The sequence below is a fragment of the Arthrobacter sp. Y3224198 genome, from assembly GCF_059090025.1.
The window spans coordinates 191,453-214,391 of sequence record NZ_JBNHFG010000002.1; the positions used below are offsets into that span (position 1 = coordinate 191,453).

The window sequence follows — 22,939 nt, forward strand, 5'->3', positions numbered from 1 at the left end:
GCCGTTTTCCACGGTTCCTCCGCTGTCCGCAACGGCAATGCCGGTCCCTGTCTCACGAGAGGAAAACGATGTCCCGTCTTACTGTGGGGAACGTCTTCAAGGTCGCCGTCGCCGTCTTTTTCTTTCCGTTCCTGCCGTTGCTGGTGCTGATGATCGGGGTCCGCAGAAGCAACTGGAAAGTGATCCTGGAGGGCGGCCTGTACGTTGGCCTCGTGCTTGCCGCGGTTGCCCTGCCCGAAAGCGCCGCCCAGTTCGTTCTTTCCTTCTTCGTCGTCATGGGCCTCATCGCCGTCTCGGCCATGCGCTCCTACATGCTCCGGGACCTGTGGCTGCATCCGCGGAAGCGCGGGTTCCAGGGCAATCCGCTGAACCAGCCCACCGCGGGGGAAGCGGATGCCCAAGGCACCACCCAGGACCTGTCCTCCGCCTTGGCCTGGTCTTCCTCCGTGGCGAAAAAGAACCGATACCGGCTTCCGTCCGAGGCCTATGCCTCGGTTGTCCAGACGTGCCAAACCTTGGACGCCGTGATCGACGCCGAGACCCGGGATCCGCTGGGCGATCCCCAGTTCGAGTACGAGCTGGAGGCGACTGTGCGCGACTACCTGCCCAGCGTCCTCCACAACTACCTCGCCATTCCATCCAGCATGCTCGACAAGCGCCAGACCAGCGGGCGGACTCCCAACCAGGAACTGGCAGAGCAGTTGCAGCTGCTCTCCGGACAGGCCGAGCAACTGCATGCCAGCCGCCACCGCCGGAGCTCAGCTGAGCTGACCAACACGGGCAACTTCCTCCGGGAACGGTTCGCGCACCGTCAGGGCGGCGGCTACGACTTCGGGATTAAGTAAGTCCGGGGTCACCAGCGGACGATGAAGAAGAAGGCCGCAGAAAAGACTGCCGCGCCGGATACCCACAAGGCAGCCTTCTGCAGCGGCCGGCTCCCTGCATGACCCCTCAACCGCACGATCGCCCAGACAAGCATCGCAACCGAGATCACCGGGAAGAGGAAGTACACCAGGCCCACGATTGAGCCTACGAGCAGCCAGATATCGGCCCAGGGACGCGCCGGTGCCGCGCCCGGCGCGGGGGCCGGAGTGGCAGAGGCAGCAACCTGCTCAACGGGTCCGAAATCGGCGATGATGAGCTCGGCGGTCTGCTCCGAAGCTCCATGCCGGGTGAGCATTTCCGCGGCATGCTCGCGCATCGCCTGCACTGTCTCCGCGCGTTCCCTCGGATCAGCGCCGATTAGCGCACGGTCGAGGTCGTCAAAGTACGCCTCCAGGAGTGGCGGCATCGGTTCGGTGGTGTTCATGAGGTCTCCTTGATCAAGGTTGTAACGTCCGTGGCGAACAGGTGCCAGGTCTCGATGAAGACCGTGAGCGCGCTCTCGCCCTCATCCGTGAGGTGGTAATAGCGCCGCGGGGGTCCAACCGGTGACGGCTCCAGCGTGGTGGTGACCCACCCCTGCTGCCGCAGGCGTGATAGCAGCGGATAGAGCGTGCCTCCGCTGGCGAACAGGACCTTCCTCTCGCCGAGACGTTCAGCGATTTCGAGTCCGTACGCGGGCCCGGAACGCAGGCAGGCGAGCACGCAGTAGTCCACGGTTCCCTTGCGGAGTTGCGTCAGAACCGATGCGGGGGATGGTGTCATGCACTGCACGCTACCGGTAGGTTGCAATGCATGCAACCCCTGAATAGGCCCCCACTGCGGAGGCAACCGCGCTCAAACTACCGTGGTCAGCACGCCCCCGTCCACGCGCACCGCGGCGCCGTTTGTCGCCGAGGCACGCGGGCTGGCCAGGAAAGCCACCAACGCGGCAATCTCCTCCGGGTCGATGAACCGTTCCAGCAGCGAGGTGGAGTTCGCCCCGATAATCGCCTGCTTCATGGCGTCCACGGACTGCCCGGTGGAGGCGGCCAGGCCCTCGACCGTGCGGGCCACGCCGTCGGAATATGTGGGCCCACCCAGCACCGAGTTCACGGTCGCCCCGGTGCCCCGCGTGAGCTTGGCCAGGCCGTTGCCCTCTGCCATCATGGCCGCCTTGGACGCGCGCCGTAGTGAATCGCGTATGCTGCTCTGCTGCCGGCTGCCGGCGAGCGCGCCGCGGGCAGTGCCGCCGTCGATCTGGGTCCTGTTTCCGGACTGCTGACTGCGCTCCGGCCCGGCTTGGTGCCTCCCGGGGCCGACCGGACCCGCTGACACGGCTCTTCCCCGAACGTCACGGATATGCCACGATGGCGCGCACAAGGGGGAAGCAAAAATGCCGAACAATCGCACCATAGTGACCGCCGGGATCCTGGCGGTGCTCGCCGCAACGTGCTCTGCCTGCACCGCGGAGAAACCAACCGCCGATGACCTGCCGTCGTACGGTTCCCTGGACGAGGCCCGGGAGGCGGTGTCCGGACAGCTTGACTGCCTGGAGGACCCGCCCGCGTCCACCGACGTTATGGGCAGCGACGGCCGGATACCCGCCGAATCGGTGAAGTGCACCTCAACCGTCGAAATCTTCTACTTTGATTCACAGGACGCGCGGGACGCGACCTATGACCTGATGGCCGGGAGCGCGGAGGGTGACGGGTCCGTGTACTTTGCCGAGGGCAGGAACTGGTTTGTTGTTGACTACTCCGAGGTGGGCGTGGGCGGCACTGATCCCGAGCCCCTGGACCTCTCGGTCCTATCGGACCCCCTGGGGACCCGTTTCACCGAAGTGGACTGAGGACCTGAGGGGTCAGTCGATCGGTGTGCCGGGTCTCGGGCGCCCGGGCTGCCTGCCCTATAGCAGCGGGTAAAGACCGCTGTGGGCGATGGCGCGTGCATCCGTCCGGCGCTCAAGGTGCTGCCGGAACAGGGCAACTTCCGGTCCTTCAGGCCGGGCGAGCCTGGAGCCGGCGGCAATAAAGGCCGTGCCGAGGCGGATCAGGGTGCGGGAGGTGAATCCTGCGTTGACGATTGCGGGCGGGTAGTACCCGAGGCTGGCAGAACTCATGGCTGCTCCTGGAAATCGATGAGGGGAAAGGCGTTGAAGTGCAGTTGGACGGGGCGGGCCCCGGGGGTTCCGGGCTCGCTCCGGTAGGCCTCGAGCTTTTCCCGCAGGATCGCTTCCATCTCGCGGGTGAACGCCTGCAGCTGCTCAGCGGTGAGCTGGGCGTTGAGCGTGCCGAGCATGGCGGCGTCCACCCACTCGGCCGGCAAATCCGACGGATTGCTCGCCGTAAACGCGGCCAGGGCCTCCGCCCGCCCCTGGACGAAGTGCCGGTTCACCTGCCGGGCCGCCTCGCGGACGGCGGGGTCCTGTTCGGCCGTCGAGGTACTGACGGTCAGGGCGCCACGCGGGCGCTCCCACCACCGCTCGCGTCCCGAGCCCCGGTTCTCGACTTCACGGACCAAACCGTGCCGGGCCAGTTGCCGGAGGTGGTAGCTGGTGGCGCCGCTGGATTCCCCCACCCGTTTGCCCATGCTGCTGGCGGTCTGGGGCCCGTATTGGGACAGGATGTCGAGCAGTTGCACCCGCAGCGGATGGGCCAGGGCTTTGAGCACCGGGCCATCCAGGACGCGGTCGCCGTCGCGGGTGGGCTGCTTTCCGGGCAGTGGTTCTGCGGTCATGGGACCAGCATGCCAGTGCAAAGGTTTATTTGCAAACGTTTCTTTGCATAGTGCGCGCCCATGGAACATCCCACCCGGCATCGGCCCCGGCACAGCCTCCGGCCCGTGATCCGCTGGACCGGGCGTGGCTTGCATTACTGTGGCCATGAACTTCCTACCCAAGGAGCACCGATGACCGATTCCGGAATGCGCTCAAAAACGCTCGAATACTCCCCGGCGCAGCGGGACGTCAGGCGCATATTCTCACGGACCGGGCTTGAGCACCTGCAGGCCCTGGCCGCCGGCGAGGTTCCCGCACCGCCGATCAGCAGCCACGTCGGACTGCGCCTCGTCAGCGTGGGCGAGGGCGACGTCGTGATGACGGCGGAGCCTGACGAATCGCATTACAACCCGATCGGCTCCGTCCACGGCGGGTTTTTCGCCACCGTCCTCGACTCCGCGTGCGGCTGCGCCGTGCACGCAACACTGCCGGCCGGCGTCGGCTACACCAGCCTTGAACTCAAGGTGTCCTTCCTGCGGTCCGCCACCGCGGATACGGGCACCGTCACCGCCCACGGATGGGTGACCAAGGCCGGACGCAACGCTGTGTTTGTCGAAGCCGACCTGCGCGACGCCGCCGGCCGGGTTCTCGCTACCGCGTCCAGCACCTGCCTGGTGGTGGGCCCCGAGCCGTCGGTCCGCTGACAGCAGGCGTTACCCCAACTGACGGCCGCGGGCGGGAAACCGCTCCGGACTCTCCATAACGAAGGACTCGAGTGCCCGACCCCCAACCGCCCGCCAGCGGCCCATATTCCGATGCCCGGCCGGACCCGCTGGGCCTGGTGCAGCGGCGCACCCTGCGCGTGCTCGTTTTGATGCAGATCATCGGCACCGTCGGCGTCGGCGTCGCACCTTCGATCGGCGTGCTGCTGGCCGGGCAGGTGACAGACAGCGAAGCGTGGGCGGGGTTGGCACGGACGGCCAGCACGCTCGGGGCGGCGCTGCTCGGCCTGCCGCTGGGGAACCTGGCAGCCCGCCGCGGCCGTCGGATCGCCCTGGCCACCGGATGGTGGACCGCCGCCGCCGGCGCGGCGGTCCTGGTCGCAGCGGCACAGTGGAGCCTCGTGGTACCGCTGTTCATCGGCTTGCTGCTGATCGGCGCCGGGTCCGCCGTCAGCCTCCAGGCCCGGTTCGCCGCGACCGACCTCGCCGAACCGCACCACAAGGGCCGGTCCCTGGCCTTGGTGGTGTGGGTGGGCACCATCGGGTCCGTGCTGGGCCCGAATCTGGGCGTGCCGGGCCAGATTCTCCATCGGGCCACCGGCCTCAGCGTGTTCGCCGGGGCATTCCTGGTGGCCGCTGTCTGCCTGGGCCTGGCCGGCGTCCTTGTGTTCCTCGCCCTGAGGCCCGACCCGTTGCTGATCCTGCAAGGCGCTTCCCCCTCCCCCGCGGCGGTGCCCGGGCAGAAACGGGCCCCGGTGCGCCGCATCCTGGCCGAGCTGCGGGTCAACCGGCCGGCGCGCTTCGCTGTGATCGCCATTCTCTCCGCCCAGGTGGTGATGGTCTCGATCATGACGATGACCCCGGTGCACCTCGCGCACCAGGGCGGTTCCATCACGGTCATCGGCATCACGATCAGCCTGCACATCGCCGGCATGTACGCGCTGGCACCCCTGGTCGGATTCATTGTCGACCGGTACGGGCACCGGTCCAGCATTGTGGCGGGCATCCTGGTGTTCGCGGCGTCCGCGACGATCGGCGCCCTCCGCCCGTCGGACACGGGCTGGATCATGGTGTCGCTGTTCCTGCTCGGCGTCGGTTGGGCGTTCGTCAATGTGGCCGGTTCCGCCCTGTTCAGCATGGTCGTCTCAGCCGAGACCCGCGCATCCTCCCAGGGCGGCGTCGATGCCCTCGCGAACCTCTGCGGCGCCGTCGCGGCCTTCGCCGCCGGGCCGCTGCTGGCCGCCAGCAGCTTCCCGGTACTCTCCGTCCTCGCCACGGCGGTCCTGCTCCCGCTCGCGGTACTCACGGTCCGACGTCGGAGCCCGGCTGCCGTCTGAGTCCGGACGTTGCAGCAGGTCCTGATCCACAAGAGCCCGCCCACAATCCGCGCGTCATGAGCCTTCATCACGCCCTGCCGGTGCACAAATCCGGGAGGTTGTGACACCTTTTCCTTAGACGATGAGCCCCGGAACCGCGGCCCAGGTCTTCCGCGGTCCAGACGGAAGGAGTCATTTTTATGAGCAACTCAAAGCCCCAGATCCTGGTCGGTGTCGAGAGTGGCACTGCCGCGGGGGTAGTCGAGGCGGCGGCAGGGTTGGCCGATCTGCTCGGTGCCGATCTGGTCTGTGCCCATGTTGATAACTCCAGCGAGCAGGTGGAGCAACGGTCCGACGGAACGGTGGTGTCAACGCCCCTCAATCCGGACCTGCCTTTCACCGAGACGGAGGAGTTCGATCCCGGACTACGGGCAGAGATTGCGGGGATCCTGGATCCCCGCTCGGTGAAATGGTCCGTCCGGGCGCTGGCGGGCGGGCCGGCACAGCAGCTTGCCCGGCTGGCGCAGCAGCTGGACGCGGCAATCATCGTTGTCGGCACCCGGGAAGCCGGTTTCCGGGGCTCCGTTGAGGAGTTTTTCACCGGCTCCGTTGCCGTGCAGCTCTCCCACCGCCAGCATCGTCCGGTAGTTATGGTCCCGCTCAATCCTGTCCTCGACGACGGCCTGCTGCCATGGGAGCGGACGGGGTAAACGAACACGCCGCGCCCGGCAGAGGCCGGGCCCTGTTACAGCAGCACGCCGCCCGAAACCTCGATCCGCTCCCCCGTTGCCCACCGGAATTCGGGGGACACCAGGGCGACGATCGCGTCGGCGATGTCCTCCGGCGCGCCCACCCGGCCCAGGGCGGTCTGCCCGGACAGCGCCGTACGCATGGCTTCGTCATCGCGCATGGCTCCGCCGTTGAAGTCGGTGGCGGTGGGCCCGGGGGCAATCGCGTTGATCCGGATGCCCCGCGGACCCAGTTCGACGGCGAGGCTGCGGGTCAGTGCTTCGAGCGCCTTCTTTGATGCCGCGTAGACGGAGGTCGCCGGACTGACGTGACGGCTGAGCGAGCTCGAGACGTTCACGATGCTCGCCCCGTCCGACAGGTGCGGCAGGAAAGCCTGCATAAGGAAGAGAGGGCCGCGGACATTGACGGCGAAGGTGGCGTCGAAGTCTTCCGCCGTGATGCCGCCGAGCGGCGCGAACAGTCCCACCCCGGCGTTGTTGACCAGCACATCAAGGGCGACGGCATTCCACTCCTGCCCGATACCGTCCAGCACCGCGGTGCGGCCCGCCGCAATGGAAGCCAGGTCCGCGACGTCCAGCCGGACGGCGATGGCTTCGCCACCCGAGTCGGCGATTTCGTCGACGACGTCGCGTGCACCGTTCCGGGATGCGGCGACGACTTTGATCTTGTTCCGGGCCAAAGCGAGCGCGGTGGCCCGTCCCAGTCCGCGGTTGGCTCCGGTCACCAGGGCAATGCGGGTCATGGCGTCTCCTGTAAGTTGATGTGTAAGTAAATGGATACTTACCGATAAGCTAGTGGCCGGGCACAGACCCGTCAAGACCTATCCAGGGGGAACGCATGGCACGGGACGCGGAAGCCACGAAGGAGCGGATACTCGCCGCAGCGACCCTGGAGTTTGCGGCCCACGGGTTGGCCGGTGGGCGCGTGGAGCGGATCGCTGCCCAGGCGCAGAGCAACGTGCGGATGCTCTACGCCTACTACGGCAGCAAAAGCGGCCTGTTTGATGCCACCGTGGCGGACGCACTGCGCCGCATGGCAGAGAACGTTCCGCCGCGTCCGGAGGACCTCCCCGGATGGGCCGGAGACGTGTTCGACCATCACCAGCGGTTCCCGGAAGTCCTCCGCCTCAGCATGTGGGCCCAGCTCGAGCGGCCGGAGGCCACCGCCGAGCCGAGCGAGATCTACCGGAACAAGACGCTCGCCGTCGTCACCGCCGCCGCGCGCCCGTTGTCCGCCGTCGACGTCCTGGTGTTTATCTACGCCATCGCGCAGGCCTGGCAGCTTTCACCGGAGGGGCTGACCGGTCTTGCGGAAGACCCGGCCCGAGGCGACGAAGTTGCCGCCCGACGGCAAGCCGTTGTCACCGCCGTCGAACGGATGCTGCAGGCCTCCGCCTGAGCGGAGCCGCGGGTCAGCCGGCGTTCACGCGATCCTCATGTTTGCGTTGGGCCCGCGCAGCGAGGAACAGCAGGGATCCGATCGCTACGTAGACGGCGGCACTAAGCCAGATGGCCGCGCTTTGCTGGGTGAGGAGCGCAATGCTCGCGATGATGGCGAGGACCGGCATGAACCGGGGGGCTGAGAAGTGGTCGTGGTCCACTTTGTCCTTTTTGAGGACCAGGACGCTGACGTTCGCGGACAGGAACACCAGGAGCAGGAGCAGCACGGTGGTCTCGGCCAGCGAGGCGACATTTCCGGTGAGGGTCAGGACAATCGTTAGTCCAGCCACCACAACAATGGAGACCCACGGGGTGCGGCGACCCGGCAGCACGCGGCTGAAGGCACGAGGGAGCAGTTCCGCTTCGGCCAATCCGTAGCCCACACGGCTGGCCATTACCATGAACAGCAGCGCGCCGTTGGCAATGGCGATCAGCGCAATGATGCTGAAGAGTCCGGGCGGGATGGCAACACCGCTGGCGGCGACGACGGCGAGCAGGGGGCCGGTGGACTCGGCCAGTTCGGTCGGGTCCATCACGATGACCGCACCGAGGGCGATGAGGAGATACACCAGCCCGGCGGTGCAGATGGCGCCGAAGAGTGCGCGGGGGTAGGCCTTGGACGGGTTGCGCACTTCCTCGGCCATGTTTGCTGCCGCCTCGAAGCCGAGGAAGGAGAAAAAGGCGACGATCGATGCGGCGAAGGCGCCTTGCAGGGGCGGCACGTCCGGTGCGAATTCCAGGAGCCGGGACGTTTCCCCATTGCCGGCGGCAAAAACCATGGCGCAGACGATGATGACGATGACGAGGCCGGATACTTCGATGACGGAGGCTATCAGGTTCGCGGCGAGGGATTCTTTGACACCACGGAGGTTGATCAGGGTCAGCAGGATGATGAACACGACCGCTGCGGGGGCGGCCGGCACGTCGATGAGCGCTGTCAGGTAATCGCCAGCGAAGGCGTTCGCAAGCGCAGCGGCTGTGGTGATTCCCGAGGCCATCATCAGGAAGCCGACCAGGAATGACACGTAGGGGATGCCAAAGGCCCGGTCGGCGTAGCGCGCAGCTCCGCCGGCGTGCGGATACTTGGTGATCAGTTCCGCGTACGTCGCGGCAGTGAGCAGCGCGACCACCAGCGCGATCAGCAGGGGTATCCAGATTGCGCCGCCGACGTCGGAGGCCATGGTCCCCACAAGGGTGTAGATGCCTGCACCAAGGGTGTCGCCCACGATAAACGCGAACAGCAGCGGCACACCGATGGCCCGCTTTAAACCGGTTGGTGTTTTTGCTGCGGCCGTACCGGAATCTGTCGTCATTGGGCTATTGGAGTCCGTTTGCCGTCCCTGCGCAATACTTGGGCGAAATCCAAGTGCACCGCGCATCCGCGGCCCTGCTTCCGCTCGCCGTGCTCACCCTCCGACGTCGGCACACGGCTGCGGCCCGGCCAGCGGTTAGCTTTTCCTGCGTGCGACCCGGACGCGCCAGACCACAAGTGCCGCGACGGCGATGAGCAGGACGGCGGCGGCAACGTCCGTACCAACGGTCCTGGCTACGACTTCATAGGAGTTGCCGGCCAGATAGCCGAGAAGCACGAAGCCGACGCCCCAGGTCAGTCCGCCGGCGGCGTTGAAGGCGAGAAAACGGGGATAGTGCATGCGGGAGACACCGGCAAGTGCGGGCATAACGGCCCGGAAGAACGCGATGAAGCGGCCAAGGAAAACGGCAGAACCGCCTCGTCGTCGCAGGAAGTCCTGCGCCTTGTCCAGTTTCCCGCGGTGCCGGTTGAACATCCGGCTTTCCAGGGGCTTCGTACCGAAGCGTCTGCCCACTTCATAGCCCACGGTGTCACCTGCGACCGCAGCGAGGACCACCACCCCCATCATGAGTTCCAGCTGCACCTGGCCGCGGCTGGCGAGCACGCCGCCGAGGACGGCAACCGTTTCGCCCGGGATGACGAACCCGATAAACAGGGCATCCTCGGTGAAGACGAGCAGGGCGACCAAGGCGTAGGCCAGGGTGGGTGGAACTCCCAGAATGCCATCCATGAGTTCGCCCATCCTCCACGATAGGACCAGATCGGGACGCCCGGAGGTCCGCCAGCGCAAACGTCTCCGCCTGGCGTCGAAACCCGTGTCTCGGTGCGTCGTTACAGGCTGTGTAGAGTGCAGCCATGACCCCGCCTGCAAGCGCCATCGTGGAATTCATCCAAGCTGTGACCGGTACGCCCTGGCCTTCTGCCGAAGATCAGTTCCACGGCTACTTCGAGCGTCTTGGCTGTGAACTCACGGCCGGGGATCACAACAGAGATCATCTGCCGGGACTCACCAGGGGCGCCTTCGTGACCCACCGGCTGGCGACCCAGCACCCGTCGTGGACCGCTTTGGACGGATCCCTCTTCAGCCTCAACTTCTTCGCCCATGAAGGGGACCCGGACGCCGTTAATGCCGGTTATGACGGAGTGAGGGCTGGCCTCATCAGCCTTTTCGGCCCGCCCTTCGATGAACCGCCCGCACACCGCGGGAACCGTGCCGCGGCCTGGCTGGCAGGGGACACCGAAATCGAGCTGTACGCGCATGGGTCGCTGGCGCCGGCGCTGCAGATCGGTCTCGGCCACAAGGAACGCAATGCCGCCTATGAGCACCGCCTCACTCAGGATGCAGACGAAACGCGAGCCTAGAGCCGCCGCAGCCTTGGGGGCGCTGGGCGGTGTCGACCAGCGCCGGAACACCAGATGGCACGACGGTCTCCCCGACAGACTCAAGCGATTGCATTTGTCCTTCGCAGAGCGGCAATGACCTGCAGGACAGCGGCCCGGTGCAGGGCTTCCGGCCGGCAGAGGATGTCAACGCGCCTCGCCAGCGGCAGATCATGGATTGGTTTGAGCACGATTCCGCTGCCAGGCGGTGGAGCTGCGGTGTGGCGGGGCATCAGTGCGATGGCGGGGCCGGCGGAGACGATCGCCGCTGCGGTGGAGAATTCGTTGATGCGGTGCGTGATGTTGAGGGGTTGGCCGGCGTGAACGGCAATTGCCTGCAGAGCATGCACGAGCGGAAACCCGTCGTGGACGGACACCCATTCTTCATCGATCAGGTCGGCGATGCTGACGCTCGGCGCGCTGGCGAGGCGGTGCCGGTCCGACATGGCGACGTCCAGGGGTTCGCGCACCAGTGGCAGGACGGTGGTGGTTTCGGGCCAGGGCGTACTGTGCTCAAGGCGGTGCGCGATGACCAGATCGTAGTCGGCCGTCAGGGCGGGGAAATCCTCCTGTCCCACATCCTGGTCATGGCAGACCAGCCGCGGATTCCCATCACCGGATAGCTCCTGGAGCAGGGGGCCGAAGTACGTCAGGCCCGCGCTGTTGAACGCGCAGAGAGTCACTGCCGCCCGGGGGTCCTGGAGGTATTGGCTGACGGCCTGATCGGCCGAGCGCATCGCAACGCTGACGTCGACGGCGGCGCGGGCCAGGGCCTGACCGGCACCGGTCAGGACAAGGGTCCGTCCCCGTCGCTCAGTGAGGGGAACCTCGACCCGACGCTGCAGCGCCGTGAGCTGCTGCGACACAGCTGAAGCAGAGACGTGGAGCGCGCGGGCCACGGCGGCAAGACTGCCTCGTTCGCCCAATTCCCGGAGTAGCCGCAGTTGGTGGAGATCCATAAGTGCAATCTAAACTATTAGTTCACCAACTGACCTCTCGTCTTATCGTTCAACTGCCCTAAAACTGGACGAGTGCCCACCACATCATCCCTGCCACCTGCTCCGCAGATCCGGACTCAACGACGCAACCCGTTCGCCGCCCTTCTTGCTGCGCGCAGGGTGGATATCTTGCTGCTCATGGTCGCCGTCGTATGGGGCAGCAGCTATCTCGCGGCCAAGACCCTGACCGCAACCGTTGGGGTTACCGTCATCCTCTCCCTGCGCTTCCTGATCACCGCGCTGGCGCTGGCCCTGATCTGGCTGACCTGGAACCGACGTCGGCCCGGGCGCCGCGAAACCATGGTCGGCGTCGCACTGGGCTTCACCCAGGCGGCGGTACTCATTCTCGAGACTCACGGGATCGCCGGCACCAGCGCCACGAACGCGGGGCTGATCATCAGTCTCGTCATTGTGTTCACCCCCGTCACCGAAAGCATTGCGTTCCACGTACCGCTGCCGCGCATGGTGTTCATCGCGGGGGTGGTCGCGGTGGTGGGCGTGTGCCTTCTGGTTTCCGGGGACGGATTCGCCACGCCGACTCTTGGGGACCTGTTCATGCTGGCCGCCGCCGTCGTTCGGTCCATCCACGTCACCGCAGTCTCCGCGCTCACGCGCGGCCGCGGTTACAGCGCGTTGACTTTGACCCTGATCCAGAGCGCTGTCTGCGCCGCCGCCTATACCCTCGCCGATTACCGAGGTGTGCTCCAGGCCGTGCACAGCTTCGATGCGGGCGAATGGATGGGCGTGCTCTACCTTGGGCTGGCGTGCAGCGTGTTCGCTTTCCTCGTCCAGACCTGGGCCATTCAACAGACCTCGGCGTCCCGGGCCAGCCTCCTTATGGGAACCGAACCCATCTGGGCCGTTCTCATCGGAATCAGCATCGGCCGGGAAACGCTCCTGCCCCTGGGCATCGTAGGTGCCGCGCTCATCATCGCCAGCACGTATCTGGGACTACGGTCCGAAACACGCCACCGCGCAACAACGACTCCGGAGCGGCGCGCGCAGTAGCAGGAGTGGTGTTGCCGCCCGGGACGAGTAGGAGTAAGAAACAGTTTCATGATCCTTCCGGCTGTCCGCGATCCCCGCCTCGTGTCCGTCCGGCGCGGCGGACTCCTGACCGATGCCGACCATCGGCTCCTGGCATTGTGGGCCGCGACGTGCGCTGAGCATGTTTTGGAGCTGTTCGAGGTGTCGAACCGCGACGACCCTCGGCCTCGCGCGGCAATCGAAGCGGTACGGGCCTGGGTGCGTGGCGAAGCGAAAATGATGGGCACCCGTGCAGTTGGAGGACACGCGATGGGTGCTGCGCGTCCGTTGCGTGGTGCGTCCCGGTTCGCGGCGTACGCGGCGGGCCAGGCCGCCTGTGTCGCCCATGTTCCCGAACACGATCTGGGGGCGGCTGCGTATGCCATCAAGGCCGTTGCCGCTGCCGCGCCCCGCGATCGAGACGCCGCGAGCGCTGAGCGCGACTGGCAGCGTCAGCAGCTTCCCGACCACCTGCGCACGCTTGTCCTCGAGGACCAAAACCGCAGGAGCAGTATCTGCTGGTCGGTGTTCGACGACTAAGCACCGGTGCCCGGAGAAGGGGCGTGCCGACGGCGCGGTGCACGGAGAACACCAGCATTCTGCGGATATCCGTGGCTGTCCCGCCCGGGATGCTGGAGAATGAACAGGCAAGCGGAAGGGCCCCGCATGAGGACGTACTCGATCAGCTGCGTGTTTTCTCGGGGCAGGCCACACGATCATCCAACGCCGTCTGGAGAACCCGCATGTACCGCAGTCTCCGCATCACCGCACCCGTGCTCACCGCCGTCGCGGGCCTGACCCTTATTGCCGGATGCACCGCTGACCCGGCTCCCGCACCCGAGGAAACCGGAAGCCCTTCCACAGCCAGCGCCCAAACACCGGACAACACGGCCACGGCCTCCCCAACCGCTTCAAGCGCGTCAACGGCATCAGGCGGCGCCGGCGCGATCACCCTCAGCCGCGGTCAGGAACACAGAATTACGGAAGCAAACGCCAGCGTCAGCATCACCTGCTCCGGCGGCGGGGACATCGACGTCCAGACAAGCGACGCCAGCGTACGGACCACCGGTGGATGCGAGGACATCGACATCCACGGCAATAACAACTCAGTCAGCGGCGAGGACGCGGAAAGCCTCGACATTGAGGGAAACAACAACAGCGCCACCCTTAGGAATGTGCCCGAAATCGACGTCGACGGCACCGCGAACACTGCCAGCGTCGAGGAGACCCGTGACATCGACGTCGACGGGGAGAACAACAGTGTTTCCTACGCCTCCGGTGATCCCGTGATCGAAAACGAGGGTTCAAACGCGGTCTCGGCCCGGTGACCGACGATCACATCGACGAGGTTGTCCAGAGGCCCGCGATACTTCTCCAGCTCAGGCAGGCGGTAGAACGCGCTGGCGGTCTCGGGGTTGCTGATGGCGTCATCCGGTGAATGTGTCCGCTTGCCTTGAGCGATCGCCATACCAAGCTCAACATGCGTGCCCTTCCCGCCCGGCAGCAGGATCACCACGACGTCGGCACCTAGTACGGCATCTTTTTCCTGCTGCCCGATGGCACGTTGGGGACATTGCTGAAGCTCGACGCCACATAGAACCTCTTCATCACCTCTGCCTCCTGGTGGGAACTGCGATCATTGTTCCTCACTGAGCCAGGCGTTGCTTCATGTGCACCGTAGAGGGATCCCCTGATGGGCACCCCACCACAGAGGAAAAGCCAAACCGTCCAGACATCCCAAGAAGTACTGCCGCCAAGTTCCGAGGTTCTGTCACTTGTGCTACTTTGGCAGCACAACACGTGGTGAACATCATCACATTTCCACGCCTATGGGGGTACAGATGGACACCAACCTAGCCAGCACCTTCTTGCATGAGCTTCCTTGGGAAGTGGCGATCGTTCCTGGGCTTCCGCTGTTCGCGGCGTCTTGGCTCTTCCCCCGGCGAATCGTTTCACTCCCAGCCGAAGGCTCCCGTAGAAGGACATTGTTTTTGACGGGAACCTTCGGCCCGTGCGCCGTGGTCGTAGCCGCGAGCATCACGAGCACAATGAACATGCTCATATTCGACGCGTCAGGATTCGACGGCTGGTGGCGGCGTCCTGCCCCGCTGGTTGCAGCAATGCTGGCATTGATTATCACAGCGCGGATGTTGAGTAAGGAAGCGCTTCCCGCACCGGGTCAACGCGCCATCGCCCCACGACGTCGCTGGTTCGCGTATACATCCACATCCCTGCTTTGGGGCATCGGACTCACAGGCACTCTATTGGTGGTCACGACTATGTGGCAGATCATGATCGCCACAAGCGCACCAGAAAGCGGTCCGTTTGTTGGCCGCATACTGGAGTACACATCGCTTCCGATTTTCATGAGTTTCAACGGAGGTAACGGCTATGCCCCTGGTGCGGGTTGGCCCAACCACCTGGCCACCCTCCTCGCCGTCGTCCTTGCGTGCGTCGTACTCTTTGTGACCAGCCGGACGGATGTCAACCGCCCAGTACCTGCGCAGGTCTCTGTGCAGAGTGTCAGGGCGCAGCGGGAATCAGTGGCACGCCTCATGGGCCTTATCGTGTTCGCCGGACTGATCATTACCCTCGGGGCGGTTTGGATGCACACCGGCTTGTCGGGTCAAACATCCGCCGGTTACGACCAAGTCAGTGCGTCTTCTCCGATCATGTTTGTTGAGGGCAGCTACAGCGGGATTGCTAAGGAAATGAATCTCACGGGCCATCTGATTCAGGGAGCCGGGGTCGCATTGGCGCTCCGGACAGCCGTTGACACCGCTCGGGCCCACCTTAGGGGGACAGTCAAGAAGTCCTTACCTGAACGAGCGGCTGAGGGCAGCACCGGGAGTTCGGGGGCATCTCGGTGAATGCTCCCACACCGAGCTCAGCCGATGAGATAGCAGAACTCTTCAGGGGCGCGATCCGTTCCGGGCAACTCGGGGACGGTGAACGCTTGCCCACCGTCCGCCAAACAGCACGCGATTTTGCCGTAGCGCAGGCCACTGTTGCCAAGGCGTACAAAGTTCTTGAGCGTGACGGACTCGTCATCAGTCGTACTGCCGCCGGCACCCGAGTCGCCCCCGGGGCGTCCAAGGCCCCGCAAACGGTCATAGAAACCATCCGTACACTCGTCGAAGCCAGTGACACTGCAGGAGTATCACTGGATGATGTCATTGCGATACTGCGCAATGTCTGGACTGCATCGTCTGAAACCAACAAGGGCGACGATGACATGCAGTCTCCTTAGTCCCCAGGCGTTGGACGCTGCTAATTAGTAACCAACTCGCAGCGATCCTTGTCCTGAATTGAAACCGCACCGCACGGCTGCCTCGGCCGTCTCGCCCCACGAGAACTTTCCCTCTTGATCAAGCTCCCTGGCCACCCGTCACGTCGCGGCCGGGCGACGGATCAGAGGGTAAATCGATCCGTCCTTGCCAACGGTTCCTGATTCTCGGGTGAGATCCGTCGGCGCTGCTTTCGAGGCGCTGCCGTCCGGTCTGCCACCGTCGCGCAGATAGTTCAGGGCATTGCTGAGGAACTCCGCGTTTATCAGGCCCGCCTTGATAGTGTGCTGAGCCGTCTCATGCCGGTTTGCGTCCGCTGCCGCGGCGGTACTGGCGGTCGGCCCGTGCTCTAGCGCCGCAATCCGGATGACACCACTTCTGGTTGGGACGGGATTGACGGAAGAGTCCCCCGCAGTTGGGGGCCGTGCAAAAAGCCAGCCGCGCTACCTCGTCAGGATTGGTAAGGAGGGTGATAACCGTGGCCGCGAGGAAACCATTCAGTACGTTGATGCCGGGGGCGGCGGGCTCGATATTCCTACGGAATGTGCTGGGATCGACGCATTGGATGGTCGGGTGCATTCGCGCCGTCTCGTTGATGGTCTCGATGTCGTCCGGGCGGACTGCTTCACCGGCGGCCAAAGCACGGAAAGTCCGCCGGGAAGCATCCCGCAGCGATAACAACTGCTCATGGGACGCCTCGCCAAGTTCTCCAGGATCCGGCAGGGCATGGGGTTCGTAATCCAGCCACTCCAGCACGCCGTCGATCGTGTCGAGATGATCAACGTCCTCGGTTCCGTGCCAATGCGCGGTATTGGCGAAATCGAGTGCCAGCGGCTCGCTTAACCAGCCCCAAATCAGTTCGCCCACAGATTCAGAGTACTTTCGTATCGGCTCCCAGGCGACCGACTCCTGCTGCAGCGGCAACGGCCAAAACGGCCAGAGCCGCCCAAGCAACATTGAAACCCCACTGGGCGGCCACCGCTAACGACAGGGCGACTCCCACGGCGGTGCCAAGCTGCGCCGCGGTGTTCACCACAGCACCGGCCGCGGCACGGATTTCTTCAGACACGCTTGTTCCCGTATGTGTCGCTGCCGCAGAAGAAAACCCTATGCCTGCTCCGGATAAGGCCATGGCCACACCGATTCCTCCCAGCTGTCCCGTTACCACCGGAAGGATCGCTGTACCCGCTCCAATCCCCCCTAAACCCCATCCCATGGTCCGATACACACCCTTGCGGCTCATCAGCACCGGTGCGCATAAGGACCCCAGGACGACCGCCAGGCTGAAGGGCAATAGGACGGCGGCGGTAGCGAGCCCGGAGTGCCCATGCTCTTCCTGCAGCGACAACGTGACCATGGCCGCAGTGGAACTCGTGGTAGCGGTATTAATGAATGAAACCCAGGCACCGCAGTGCACGGGAGCCGACCGGAGAATCTGTGGCGGAAGGATCGGCTTAACACTGGCTCTTTCGACAAGGACTAGACCGACCCCAGCGATTAATGCCACAGCCCCCAACCATGAAGCTGCGTTTGTGTGGTCCTGCGCAAGAGCCGTCCCCGCAACAATCAACCCCACCACCACCGTGAGCATTGTCCCGCCGGCGACTCCCAGTGGTCCCTCAGAAGCGGGGGCGGTGACACCGCGGAACATCCGCCTGGTTAGCAGCCCGAGGGCTCCGCCCAGTAGCCCCACCAGCAGGAACGAATTTCTCCATTGGTCTATTGCTGAGGCCAGTCCGCCGATGATGAAACCGCTGGCACCTGCTGCCGCGCCGGCGGCGCTCCACGCCGCGACGGCCTTCCGCCTGGCTGGCCCCTCTGCCGTGGTTTGAGTGATGAGGAATAGCGCCGCTGGAACTGTCACCGCTGCGGCGAGACCTTGAAGTATCCGGCCCACGGTCAGGAATGCCAAGGAGGGGGAGGACGCCACGAGGAGGCCGGCGCCGGCGAACACCAGACTGGATACGGTAATCATGCGTACGTGACCGAACTTGTCGGCGAAACGGGCCCCGAGGATGAGGCAGCCCCCGAACGCCACGGCATAACCGGTCGATAGAAAGGTGGCTCCTGCCGGTCCCGCGTCAACTTCCACCAACATAGTGGGCAGGAGCGTCAGAACCATCGTCGCCCCCATCACATCCAGGAATTGCAGAAGGCATAAAACAACGACGCGTCCGCTCCGCGACTGAATCCCCATGCCTCCGCACTCTACGGTTTTCGCGCGAAAAAGAGTAGACCAGAATCTGAGCCACAGTAGGCGCGCGTAGGCTTATCGGGTCGAATCCCCGCATTTGCCGGCCCGATGAGCTCGACACCCGTCAGGCATCCCTGTTGTGAACGAAACGGGAATGCTCAGTGCAATATCGCCGATTCGACGCTGGCGGTTTGGCATCACCAGCAATCTTCGGGGAAAGCGCTCGTTTCGTAAGGGATCACTCAGGACGACCTGCGCAGCGCATGCCTGATCGAAGGCCAAAGGGTGTCCAGCCGGGCACTCCAGGGATCTGCCATTACGCCCAGAGCCAGCCGCCGTTCCACCACCTCCTGTGTCACCCACTCGGCCGCGATGACTTCACTGCGCTGCAATGTTAGCCGCACATTCGACCTCACACGCACGACGTAGAAGTCCAGGAGAGCTGCGGTCTCGGCGAACCGTCCAATTGGTGTGAGTGCGGACGGCTCCACATTTATGCCCGATTCCTCCCGCAGTTCCCGGCCCGCTGCATCCACGCTCGATTCACCAGCCAGAGCACTGCCGCCCGGGAACTCCCAAGTGAATGGAAACTCCTTATTGGCTGCCCGCTGGGTAAGCAGGACTGCCCCGTCCTCACGCTGTACACAGACCGCGACAACCAGATGAAAGCATCCGGACGGCCATCCTTCAGCACCCCTGCGAAAGATCTCTCCGGTCGGCGTTCCCTCGCCGTCCAAGATGTCCCACCACTCCCCTTCGCTGCTCATCGCGTCATCGTGTCCTGATGAACACCTGCCGATCAATGCGCCACTCCGTGCCCGAGACTGCTGAGGCCTGCGACGATGATGTTGGAGACGAGTAGCGCGTAATCTCCCTCAGGGTCGAGGTCTGGGTCGAAGACCGTCACGGATGCACCGATCGCGCGGGGCGCGAGTTGTTCAAGGAGTTTTACTAGCTCGTCAACGCCGAGCCCACCGGGGTCGGGACTGTCGACGGCTGGCATGACGCTTGGATCCAGGACGTCGACGTCGACCTGCAGCCAATAGTCAGTGCCTGTGGTCGCGTGAACCCTCTCCGCGATGTCCGCCGGACTAGCCGTCATTGCCTCGCTGGCCGAGATGGCCAGCCCCAAAATGCGGCGAACCTCGGATGCTGCTTCATCGTTCTCTCTGTGACCGATGTGGGCGGCGCGGCTCGCAGCGAAGTATGGGCCTTTGCCGTCGATGTTCGATATGGCCGGCCAATGCATCCCTACAGCTGCTGCGAGATCCTCACCGGCGACACTTGCACATTCATCACTGTTGCCTGGGTGGCGGAAGTCGGTGTGCCCGTCGACATGCACCAGGCCGGAGTGGCCTCCGCGCTTGGCCAGAGCCAGCCCGACTCCCAGAAGAATGCTGCAATCCCCTCCGATGACCAGAGGCGCGTCTCCTGCTTTGAGAATCTGGTCCAGCCGCTCAGCCAGCCGGCGAGCGTGGTCAACCATCGCCTTCTCGTTCCGGACGCGGCCGGCTGGACGCGTGGCGTCGTCGTCTACGTATCGACCGGGGATGATGACGCCGGCGTCCCTGGCGTTGTTCTCCATCAGGCGGGCAGCCAGTCCGGCCTCCCTGAGCGCCTCTGGTGCTTTGCTGGTGCCGGGAACACTGCCGGGCACTGGAGGCCGCAGTCCAAGGCCGGTCGGCGCAGAGAGGAAAGCGATCACCCGCATAGCTTGGCAGAAGCGAACGGTTTTTTCTCAGGCACCATGCCGCTAGCGTGCACTGTGGTTCCGTCCCCAAGGACCGACGATCATATCGACGAGGTTGTCCAGAGGCCCACGATACTTCTCCACCTCCGGCAGGTGGTAGAACGTGCTGGTGGTCTCGGCGTTGCTGATGGCGTCATCCGGTGAATGCAGGATTGTCCGTTTGCCTTGAGCGATCGCCATTCCAAGCTCAACGTGCGTGCCCTTCCCACCCGGCAGCAGGATCACCACGACGTCGGCACTTAGTACGGCCTCTTTTTCCTGCTGCCCGATGGCACGCAGCGAAGCGGGCGTGACCGAGCCTCCATCCCTCCCGGATGCGTTCTGCGTCCAGTCGTATGTGTTGACGTAGCCCTTGGCTTCCAACGCCTGCACGACATACCGCACGTTGGGGATATTGCTGAAACCCGACGCAACATAGAACCTTTTCATCTATCCCCCCGTTGACGCTGGAAATCTGAGCGACGTGCCTGCCGCTCAAAGGAAGTATTACGGAAGCGCCCAAACCGGTGTGACAAGGATGACCCCTGGTGACAGACTGCCGACTAACCTTCCGCTGAAAATGCGGACGGGGTTGTCTCGATGAATACCAGGAGTAAACATGTCACCCACACCGAGCGATGCAACGGTTGAGGAAATTACCAAACTGATTAGGTTTGAGACGGTCAGCCGCGACAGCAACCTTCCGCTGATCGACTACGTGAGTGAACGCCTGAATGCCCTGGGCATCGAATCAAAGCGGATCCATGACGCAACCGGGCAGAAGGCAAATTTGCTCGCCACGATTCCTGCGGGCGACGGCACGCGGACCGGCGGCATTGTGCTTTCCGGGCATACCGACGTTGTTCCTATCGACGGACAGGATTGGAGTTCCGATCCGTTCACCCCTCAGATACGGGACGGCAAGCTTTATGCCCGGGGCAGCTCTGACATGAAATCCTTTATCGGCGTGGTGATGACCAGACTCGACTCAATGGTCGCAGCTCGACTCAGCGAACCCATCCATCTGGCCTTCTCCTACGATGAAGAAGTCGGCTGCATCGGAGCGGTTGACCTGGTAACGGCCATCACCGCGGACGGTCTGAAGCCGCGCGGCGCCATCGTCGGGGAACCGACCTCCATGCGCGTGATGCGGGGACACAAGTCCGTCAATGTTATCCGGGTGGATTTTCACGGTGTGGCAGCGCATTCCTCCCTGACCACTCAGGGCGTCAATGCGATTGCCGCGGCCGCCGACTTTGCGGCATATGTGGATGGCAAAGCCAAGGAATTCCCCGACGCCGGCGCCTCCGATGAAGCCTTCATCGTCCCCTACACCACCACCACGGTGAACCAGATCCAGGGCGGCATTGCGGTAAACACCATCCCCGCAGCATGCACACTTCATTTTGAATTCCGCTCCATCGCTGCTGATGATCCGGTGAAACTCATCGAAGAGTTCCGTGCCGAAGCACTGCGCATTGAGGCGCTCATGAAGGACCAGAACCCGGAAGCGCGGGTCGACTTTACCGTGCTCGCCCAGACTCCGGGACTCGATACTCCTGCCGACGCCTCAATAGTCTCCTTCGCGTCCGAACTCGGTGGAACGATCAGCCCGGACAAAGCGACCTACGGAACCGAGGCGGGGCTGTTCTCCAACGCGGGCATTCCCACGGTTGTCTGCGGCCCCGGCGACATTGCCCAGGCGCATGCACCTGATGAGTTCATCGCGCTGGAACAGATCGCCGCGTGCGAATCCTTCATCGACAACCTTGTGGAAGCACTCACTGCCTAGTCTGCCCACCCTTATGCCCACCAGGAGCACCTTATGAGCGCACCACCAACCATAACCGCAACACAATTTCGGGATGCCAAGAAGGCGGTGATCAGCAGCTCGATTGGTGCCGCGCTCGAGTGGTTCGACATCATCGTCTACGCAACCTTCGCAACCGTCATTGCCAAGAACTTCTACCCGGACTCAGATCCGGTGTTCGCGCTGATCCTCACCTTTGCCACTTTTGCGATTTCCTACCTCGTCCGCCCCCTGGGCGGCCTGGTGCTGGGTAGTTACGCGGACCGCAAGGGACGCAAGAGCGCACTGTCCCTGACCCTGCTGTTGATGATGGTCGGCACGCTGATTATGGCGGTGGCGCCCACCTATGCCATGGTCGGCATGTGGGGCGGGGTCATCATCCTGCTCTCACGCCTGATCCAGGGCTTCTCTGCAGGCGGAGAATTCGGCACGGCAACCGCATTCCTGATTGAGACTGCGCCGCATAAGAAAGCGTTTTATTCCTCCTGGCAGGTGGCAAGCCAGGGCGCATCGATGCTGCTGGCCTCAGCCTTTGGCTTCGCCCTGACCGAAGGGCTTTCCGAAGAGGCACTGAACAGCTGGGGCTGGCGGGTGCCGTTCTTCGTCGGCCTCCTGATTGGTCCGGTGGGCCTCTACATCCGCGCCAGGCTCTCGGAAACCGAAGAGTTCATCCAAAGTGAAAAGGAATCCTCGCCGGTCAAGACGCTGATCGTGAACCACTACGGGCGCCTGCTTGCCGCTTCGGCTTGCGTTGGTGTTGCCACGATCTCCGTTTACATGATCCTCTACATGCCGACGTTTGCCGTGACAAACCTGGGAATCCCGGCAACCGCGGCATTCCTCGGCGGCGTGGTGGCCGGCCTGGTGACCCTCGCGGGCGTGCCGTTTGTTGGTCACCTGGCGGACCGTGTGGGTCCCGCGAAGGTGATGACCTATGCGGCAATCGGTGCGCTGCTTCTGGCGTGGCCGCTGTTCCAGCTCATGGTCACCAACCCATCGGTCCCAACACTTGTGGGCGTCATCGGCCTGCTTGGGGTGATTATGGCGTTCTACTTCGGGCCGCTTCCTGCCTTGCTCTCCTCGCTGTTCCCGGCAGCAATTCGGGGAACCGGGCTGGCAGTCACCTATAACGTCGGTGTGACGCTGCTGGGTGGTATTGCGCCGTTGGTGCTGACCTGGCTGTTGGATATCACCGGATCGCTGAGCGCACCCGGCTTCTACTACATGGCTATCGCCGTGATTTCCCTTGTTGGTTTGTTCTTCGTGCGAACACGCTACAACCAGCCCTAGGTTCCGACCGTCCAAGAACCCAAAAGGCCCCATTCCGCTGTCGATGAGCAGCGGAATGGGGCCTTTGTTCGAAGCGAACGGTTTTTCGCAGGCACCAGCCACTGGC

The 22,939-nt window shown here is 64.1% G+C and carries 29 protein-coding genes; 14 read left to right on the top strand and 15 right to left on the bottom strand.

The window, feature by feature from the left end:
* The first annotated feature begins 68 nt into the window (after positions 1 to 68).
* Positions 69 to 845, top strand: coding sequence for a hypothetical protein (locus AC5RUF_RS02125; protein ID WP_493997783.1), 777 nt, complete (start codon positions 69 to 71; stop codon positions 843 to 845).
* Positions 846 to 853: 8 nt separating this feature from the next.
* Here AC5RUF_RS02125 and AC5RUF_RS02130 read toward each other — a convergent pair whose 3' ends face one another.
* The 3 genes from AC5RUF_RS02130 to AC5RUF_RS02140 all read right to left on the bottom strand — a co-directional run bounded on the left by AC5RUF_RS02130 (position 854) and on the right by AC5RUF_RS02140 (position 2,028).
* The gene (locus AC5RUF_RS02130) at positions 854 to 1,309 is read right to left on the bottom strand and encodes an HAAS signaling domain-containing protein (protein WP_493997782.1); all 456 of its coding nucleotides are present in this window, start codon (positions 1,307 to 1,309) and stop codon (positions 854 to 856) included.
* Positions 1,306 to 1,647, bottom strand: coding sequence for a PadR family transcriptional regulator (locus AC5RUF_RS02135; protein ID WP_493997781.1), 342 nt, complete (start codon positions 1,645 to 1,647; stop codon positions 1,306 to 1,308). Before AC5RUF_RS02135 ends, AC5RUF_RS02130 begins: the two co-directional genes overlap by 4 nt.
* Before the next feature lie 72 nt (positions 1,648 to 1,719).
* Complete coding sequence (locus AC5RUF_RS02140; RefSeq protein ID WP_494129551.1) at positions 1,720 to 2,028, bottom strand: SDR family oxidoreductase; 309 nt, start codon at positions 2,026 to 2,028, stop codon at positions 1,720 to 1,722.
* A 229-nt stretch (positions 2,029 to 2,257) separates the two neighbouring features.
* Here AC5RUF_RS02140 and AC5RUF_RS02145 point away from each other — a divergent pair, with 229 nt between their 5' ends.
* Positions 2,258 to 2,713 carry a hypothetical protein gene (locus tag AC5RUF_RS02145; protein WP_493998937.1) on the top strand — a complete coding sequence of 152 codons (456 nt, stop codon included), beginning with the start codon at positions 2,258 to 2,260 and terminating at the stop codon, positions 2,711 to 2,713.
* A 57-nt stretch (positions 2,714 to 2,770) separates the two neighbouring features.
* On the opposite strand, the gene AC5RUF_RS02150 is transcribed toward AC5RUF_RS02145, so the two are convergent.
* Together AC5RUF_RS02150 and AC5RUF_RS02155 are read right to left on the bottom strand one after the other, a co-directional pair.
* Positions 2,771 to 2,983 (bottom strand): hypothetical protein, encoded by a 213-nt coding sequence (locus AC5RUF_RS02150; RefSeq protein ID WP_493998936.1) that lies wholly within the window; start codon positions 2,981 to 2,983, stop codon positions 2,771 to 2,773.
* A complete protein-coding gene (locus tag AC5RUF_RS02155) occupies positions 2,980 to 3,600 on the bottom strand; it encodes an ArsR/SmtB family transcription factor (protein ID WP_494129552.1) in 621 nt (206 codons plus the stop codon). The genes AC5RUF_RS02150 and AC5RUF_RS02155 overlap by 4 nt, the downstream gene beginning before the upstream one ends.
* A 171-nt stretch (positions 3,601 to 3,771) precedes the next feature.
* On the opposite strand from AC5RUF_RS02155, the gene AC5RUF_RS02160 reads away from it, so the two are divergent.
* The 3 genes from AC5RUF_RS02160 (at position 3,772) to AC5RUF_RS02170 (ending at position 6,328) form a co-directional block, all read left to right on the top strand.
* The gene (locus AC5RUF_RS02160; protein WP_493998897.1) at positions 3,772 to 4,284 is read left to right on the top strand and encodes a PaaI family thioesterase; all 513 of its coding nucleotides are present in this window, start codon (positions 3,772 to 3,774) and stop codon (positions 4,282 to 4,284) included.
* A gap of 71 nt (positions 4,285 to 4,355) precedes the next feature.
* Positions 4,356 to 5,639: an MFS transporter gene (locus tag AC5RUF_RS02165; RefSeq protein WP_494129553.1), complete on the top strand. Its 1,284-nt coding sequence runs from the start codon at positions 4,356 to 4,358 to the stop codon at positions 5,637 to 5,639.
* A 179-nt stretch (positions 5,640 to 5,818) separates the two neighbouring features.
* Positions 5,819 to 6,328 carry a universal stress protein gene (locus tag AC5RUF_RS02170; RefSeq protein ID WP_493996067.1) on the top strand — a complete coding sequence of 170 codons (510 nt, stop codon included), beginning with the start codon at positions 5,819 to 5,821 and terminating at the stop codon, positions 6,326 to 6,328.
* Positions 6,329 to 6,363: 35 nt separating this feature from the next.
* Here the strand turns inward: AC5RUF_RS02170 and AC5RUF_RS02175 are convergent, their stop codons facing one another.
* Positions 6,364 to 7,110 carry an SDR family NAD(P)-dependent oxidoreductase gene (locus AC5RUF_RS02175; RefSeq protein ID WP_493996068.1) on the bottom strand — a complete coding sequence of 249 codons (747 nt, stop codon included), beginning with the start codon at positions 7,108 to 7,110 and terminating at the stop codon, positions 6,364 to 6,366.
* Positions 7,111 to 7,205: 95 nt separating this feature from the next.
* Between AC5RUF_RS02175 and AC5RUF_RS02180 the strand changes: the two genes are divergently transcribed.
* Positions 7,206 to 7,766: a TetR/AcrR family transcriptional regulator gene (locus AC5RUF_RS02180; RefSeq protein ID WP_493996069.1), complete on the top strand. Its 561-nt coding sequence runs from the start codon at positions 7,206 to 7,208 to the stop codon at positions 7,764 to 7,766.
* Between the two features lie 13 nt (positions 7,767 to 7,779).
* Here the strand turns inward: AC5RUF_RS02180 and AC5RUF_RS02185 are convergent, their stop codons facing one another.
* Both AC5RUF_RS02185 and AC5RUF_RS02190 read right to left on the bottom strand, forming a co-directional pair.
* Entirely contained in the window at positions 7,780 to 9,120 is a 1,341-nt protein-coding gene (locus tag AC5RUF_RS02185) for an APC family permease (RefSeq protein WP_494129554.1), read from the bottom strand.
* A gap of 135 nt (positions 9,121 to 9,255) precedes the next feature.
* Entirely contained in the window at positions 9,256 to 9,849 is a 594-nt protein-coding gene (locus AC5RUF_RS02190) for a DedA family protein (RefSeq protein ID WP_494129555.1), read from the bottom strand.
* Between the two features lie 125 nt (positions 9,850 to 9,974).
* Between AC5RUF_RS02190 and AC5RUF_RS02195 the strand changes: the two genes are divergently transcribed.
* Positions 9,975 to 10,481, top strand: coding sequence for a hypothetical protein (locus tag AC5RUF_RS02195; RefSeq protein ID WP_493996072.1), 507 nt, complete (start codon positions 9,975 to 9,977; stop codon positions 10,479 to 10,481).
* A gap of 80 nt (positions 10,482 to 10,561) precedes the next feature.
* Here AC5RUF_RS02195 and AC5RUF_RS02200 read toward each other — a convergent pair whose 3' ends face one another.
* Positions 10,562 to 11,458: a LysR family transcriptional regulator gene (locus AC5RUF_RS02200; RefSeq protein ID WP_493996073.1), complete on the bottom strand. Its 897-nt coding sequence runs from the start codon at positions 11,456 to 11,458 to the stop codon at positions 10,562 to 10,564.
* 72 nt (positions 11,459 to 11,530) lie between these two features.
* Here AC5RUF_RS02200 and AC5RUF_RS02205 point away from each other — a divergent pair, with 72 nt between their 5' ends.
* The 3 genes from AC5RUF_RS02205 (at position 11,531) to AC5RUF_RS02215 (ending at position 13,851) form a co-directional block, all read left to right on the top strand.
* Complete coding sequence (locus AC5RUF_RS02205; protein WP_494129556.1) at positions 11,531 to 12,505, top strand: DMT family transporter; 975 nt, start codon at positions 11,531 to 11,533, stop codon at positions 12,503 to 12,505.
* Positions 12,506 to 12,553: 48 nt separating this feature from the next.
* On the top strand, positions 12,554 to 13,063 hold the full coding sequence (locus AC5RUF_RS02210) for a putative immunity protein (protein WP_494129557.1): 510 nt from the start codon (positions 12,554 to 12,556) through the stop codon (positions 13,061 to 13,063).
* Positions 13,064 to 13,266: 203 nt separating this feature from the next.
* Positions 13,267 to 13,851 (top strand): DUF3060 domain-containing protein, encoded by a 585-nt coding sequence (locus AC5RUF_RS02215; protein WP_494129558.1) that lies wholly within the window; start codon positions 13,267 to 13,269, stop codon positions 13,849 to 13,851.
* On the opposite strand, the gene AC5RUF_RS02220 is transcribed toward AC5RUF_RS02215, so the two are convergent.
* Entirely contained in the window at positions 13,791 to 14,039 is a 249-nt protein-coding gene (locus AC5RUF_RS02220; RefSeq protein ID WP_494129559.1) for a hypothetical protein, read from the bottom strand. The genes AC5RUF_RS02215 and AC5RUF_RS02220 overlap by 61 nt on opposite strands.
* A gap of 475 nt (positions 14,040 to 14,514) precedes the next feature.
* On the opposite strand from AC5RUF_RS02220, the gene AC5RUF_RS02225 reads away from it, so the two are divergent.
* Positions 14,515 to 15,393 carry a hypothetical protein gene (locus AC5RUF_RS02225; RefSeq protein WP_494129560.1) on the top strand — a complete coding sequence of 293 codons (879 nt, stop codon included), beginning with the start codon at positions 14,515 to 14,517 and terminating at the stop codon, positions 15,391 to 15,393.
* Positions 15,390 to 15,773: a GntR family transcriptional regulator gene (locus AC5RUF_RS02230; RefSeq protein ID WP_493996079.1), complete on the top strand. Its 384-nt coding sequence runs from the start codon at positions 15,390 to 15,392 to the stop codon at positions 15,771 to 15,773. The genes AC5RUF_RS02225 and AC5RUF_RS02230 overlap by 4 nt, the downstream gene beginning before the upstream one ends.
* Before the next feature lie 334 nt (positions 15,774 to 16,107).
* Here AC5RUF_RS02230 and AC5RUF_RS02235 read toward each other — a convergent pair whose 3' ends face one another.
* The 5 genes from AC5RUF_RS02235 to AC5RUF_RS02255 all read right to left on the bottom strand — a co-directional run bounded on the left by AC5RUF_RS02235 (position 16,108) and on the right by AC5RUF_RS02255 (position 20,183).
* Positions 16,108 to 16,677: a CGNR zinc finger domain-containing protein gene (locus AC5RUF_RS02235; protein WP_493996080.1), complete on the bottom strand. Its 570-nt coding sequence runs from the start codon at positions 16,675 to 16,677 to the stop codon at positions 16,108 to 16,110.
* A 4-nt stretch (positions 16,678 to 16,681) separates the two neighbouring features.
* Positions 16,682 to 18,007, bottom strand: a complete 1,326-nt coding sequence (locus AC5RUF_RS02240) for an MFS transporter (RefSeq protein ID WP_494129561.1) — start codon at positions 18,005 to 18,007, stop codon at positions 16,682 to 16,684.
* A gap of 239 nt (positions 18,008 to 18,246) precedes the next feature.
* Positions 18,247 to 18,771: an NUDIX hydrolase gene (locus tag AC5RUF_RS02245; RefSeq protein ID WP_493996082.1), complete on the bottom strand. Its 525-nt coding sequence runs from the start codon at positions 18,769 to 18,771 to the stop codon at positions 18,247 to 18,249.
* A gap of 32 nt (positions 18,772 to 18,803) precedes the next feature.
* The gene (locus AC5RUF_RS02250; protein ID WP_494129562.1) at positions 18,804 to 19,589 is read right to left on the bottom strand and encodes an arginase family protein; all 786 of its coding nucleotides are present in this window, start codon (positions 19,587 to 19,589) and stop codon (positions 18,804 to 18,806) included.
* A gap of 168 nt (positions 19,590 to 19,757) precedes the next feature.
* A complete protein-coding gene (locus tag AC5RUF_RS02255; protein ID WP_494129563.1) occupies positions 19,758 to 20,183 on the bottom strand; it encodes a nucleoside 2-deoxyribosyltransferase in 426 nt (141 codons plus the stop codon).
* 169 nt (positions 20,184 to 20,352) lie between these two features.
* Between AC5RUF_RS02255 and argE the strand changes: the two genes are divergently transcribed.
* A complete protein-coding gene (gene argE, locus AC5RUF_RS02260) occupies positions 20,353 to 21,525 on the top strand; it encodes an acetylornithine deacetylase (RefSeq protein WP_494129564.1) in 1,173 nt (390 codons plus the stop codon).
* 33 nt (positions 21,526 to 21,558) lie between these two features.
* Positions 21,559 to 22,833 (top strand): MFS transporter, encoded by a 1,275-nt coding sequence (locus tag AC5RUF_RS02265; protein WP_494129565.1) that lies wholly within the window; start codon positions 21,559 to 21,561, stop codon positions 22,831 to 22,833.
* Positions 22,834 to 22,939: the final 106 nt, after the last annotated feature.

Bases quoted from the DNA above. Each gene is read 5' to 3' on its own strand.
- AC5RUF_RS02125 (WP_493997783.1), top strand. From the start codon at position 69: ATGTCCCGTCTTACTGTGGGGAACGTCTTCAAGGTCGCCGTCGCCGTC.
- AC5RUF_RS02130 (WP_493997782.1), bottom strand. From the start codon at position 1,309: ATGAACACCACCGAACCGATGCCGCCACTCCTGGAGGCGTACTTTGAC.
- AC5RUF_RS02135 (WP_493997781.1), bottom strand. From the start codon at position 1,647: ATGACACCATCCCCCGCATCGGTTCTGACGCAACTCCGCAAGGGAACC.
- AC5RUF_RS02140 (WP_494129551.1), bottom strand. From the start codon at position 2,028: ATGGCAGAGGGCAACGGCCTGGCCAAGCTCACGCGGGGCACCGGGGCG.
- AC5RUF_RS02145 (WP_493998937.1), top strand. From the start codon at position 2,258: ATGCCGAACAATCGCACCATAGTGACCGCCGGGATCCTGGCGGTGCTC.
- AC5RUF_RS02150 (WP_493998936.1), bottom strand. From the start codon at position 2,983: ATGAGTTCTGCCAGCCTCGGGTACTACCCGCCCGCAATCGTCAACGCA.
- AC5RUF_RS02155 (WP_494129552.1), bottom strand. From the start codon at position 3,600: ATGACCGCAGAACCACTGCCCGGAAAGCAGCCCACCCGCGACGGCGAC.
- AC5RUF_RS02160 (WP_493998897.1), top strand. From the start codon at position 3,772: ATGACCGATTCCGGAATGCGCTCAAAAACGCTCGAATACTCCCCGGCG.
- AC5RUF_RS02170 (WP_493996067.1), top strand. From the start codon at position 5,819: ATGAGCAACTCAAAGCCCCAGATCCTGGTCGGTGTCGAGAGTGGCACT.
- AC5RUF_RS02175 (WP_493996068.1), bottom strand. From the start codon at position 7,110: ATGACCCGCATTGCCCTGGTGACCGGAGCCAACCGCGGACTGGGACGG.
- AC5RUF_RS02180 (WP_493996069.1), top strand. From the start codon at position 7,206: ATGGCACGGGACGCGGAAGCCACGAAGGAGCGGATACTCGCCGCAGCG.
- AC5RUF_RS02185 (WP_494129554.1), bottom strand. From the start codon at position 9,120: ATGACGACAGATTCCGGTACGGCCGCAGCAAAAACACCAACCGGTTTA.
- AC5RUF_RS02190 (WP_494129555.1), bottom strand. From the start codon at position 9,849: ATGGATGGCATTCTGGGAGTTCCACCCACCCTGGCCTACGCCTTGGTC.
- AC5RUF_RS02195 (WP_493996072.1), top strand. From the start codon at position 9,975: ATGACCCCGCCTGCAAGCGCCATCGTGGAATTCATCCAAGCTGTGACC.
- AC5RUF_RS02200 (WP_493996073.1), bottom strand. From the start codon at position 11,458: ATGGATCTCCACCAACTGCGGCTACTCCGGGAATTGGGCGAACGAGGC.
- AC5RUF_RS02210 (WP_494129557.1), top strand. From the start codon at position 12,554: ATGATCCTTCCGGCTGTCCGCGATCCCCGCCTCGTGTCCGTCCGGCGC.
- AC5RUF_RS02215 (WP_494129558.1), top strand. From the start codon at position 13,267: ATGTACCGCAGTCTCCGCATCACCGCACCCGTGCTCACCGCCGTCGCG.
- AC5RUF_RS02240 (WP_494129561.1), bottom strand. From the start codon at position 18,007: ATGGGGATTCAGTCGCGGAGCGGACGCGTCGTTGTTTTATGCCTTCTG.
- AC5RUF_RS02245 (WP_493996082.1), bottom strand. From the start codon at position 18,771: ATGAGCAGCGAAGGGGAGTGGTGGGACATCTTGGACGGCGAGGGAACG.
- AC5RUF_RS02250 (WP_494129562.1), bottom strand. From the start codon at position 19,589: ATGGAGAACAACGCCAGGGACGCCGGCGTCATCATCCCCGGTCGATAC.
- AC5RUF_RS02255 (WP_494129563.1), bottom strand. From the start codon at position 20,183: ATGAAAAGGTTCTATGTTGCGTCGGGTTTCAGCAATATCCCCAACGTG.
- argE (WP_494129564.1), top strand. From the start codon at position 20,353: ATGTCACCCACACCGAGCGATGCAACGGTTGAGGAAATTACCAAACTG.
- AC5RUF_RS02265 (WP_494129565.1), top strand. From the start codon at position 21,559: ATGAGCGCACCACCAACCATAACCGCAACACAATTTCGGGATGCCAAG.